The organism is Actinomadura darangshiensis (assembly GCF_004349235.1).
Lineage (GTDB): Bacteria > Actinomycetota > Actinomycetes > Streptosporangiales > Streptosporangiaceae > Spirillospora > Spirillospora darangshiensis.
Window position 1 is genome coordinate 1 of sequence record NZ_SMKY01000632.1, and the last position, 1,229, is coordinate 1,229.

Consider the following 1,229-nt stretch of genomic DNA (forward strand, 5'->3'; position numbering starts at 1 on the left):
GCGCAGGTCGGTGGCCAGCTCCACGCGGGGGGTCAGCGGCGGCCGTCCGTCCAGCAGCTGGAGCAGGGTGCGGGCCGCGACCCGGCCCATCTCCTCCAGCGGCTGCCGGACGGTCGTCAGCGGCGGCGACAGCCACTCGCAGGTCGGCAGGTCGTCGAAGCCGACGACGCTCAGGTCCTCGGGGATGCGCAGGCCGGCGAGCCGGGCCGCCTGGTAGGCGCCCATCGCCTGCTCGTCGCTGCCCGCGAAGATCGCAGTCGGCGGCTCGGGCAGCGCGAGCAGCTCGCGGGTGCGGGCGAACCCGCCCTGGTGGTGGAAGTCGCCGTACCGGACGAGGTCCTTGCCGGCCTCGATCCCGGCGCGCTCCAGCGCGGTGCGGTAGCCGTCCACCCGGGCCTGGGTGCAGAGCATGTCGGCGGGGCCGCCGATCACCGCGATGCGGCGGTGGCCGAGCTCGATCAGGTGCTCGGTGGCGGCGAGGCCGCCGGCCCAGTTGGTGGCGCCGACGCTGGCGATCTCGGTGTCCGGCAGGTTCACTGGGTCCACCAGGACGAGGCCGACCCCGGCCCGCTCCAGCTGCTCGCGCTGGCGCCGCGTCATCCGGGACGTCACCAGGATGACCCCGTCGCTGTGGTGCAGCGCGGGCAGGTTCTGCCAGCTCGGCGGGCGGGCGTCGTCCGCGCGGACCAGCGAGACGACGACGCCGGTGCCGTGCTCGGCGCACTCGGCCTCCACGCCGCGCAGGATCTCCACCGCCCACGGGCTGTCGAGGCCGGCCAGGACCAGGTCGATCAGGCCGGACCGGCGGGCGCGCCGGGAACCGCCGGGACCCGGGTAGTTGTGGGTGCGCAGCAGCGCCTCGACCCGCTCGCGGGTAGCGGCGGCCACATCGGTCCGGCCGTTCAGGACCTTGGAGACCGTGGCGGGGGACACCCCGGCCTCGGACGCGATCAGCGCAAGCGTCGGCTTGGCCGGCGGGTCCGGCATCTCGTCGGTGGTGCGCACGGGCACTCCTTCACTCCTCCCCGAGGAAACGATTGCGAACAGTATCGCAATGTTTCGCTCTCTCCTAGCCCCAAGTTCCGGTCCCGGTGCACGGATTTTCGGCCAATACCTGCTCAACTCTTGACCGTGGAGGGGCCCTTTCTTAGAGTTCCACGGCAACGGAACCTAGCGAAGAGTTTCGAAAAATTTCGAGAGAGACGGCTTCGGCCGGCCCCCTCAGGCCC

General features: G+C 72.3%; 1 protein-coding gene. It reads right to left on the reverse strand.

The features are described from left to right. The coding region (locus tag E1293_RS47050; protein WP_132206652.1) for a LacI family DNA-binding transcriptional regulator at nt 1–987 on the reverse strand (987 nt) is incomplete at its 3' end. Nucleotides 988–1,229: the final 242 nt, after the last annotated feature.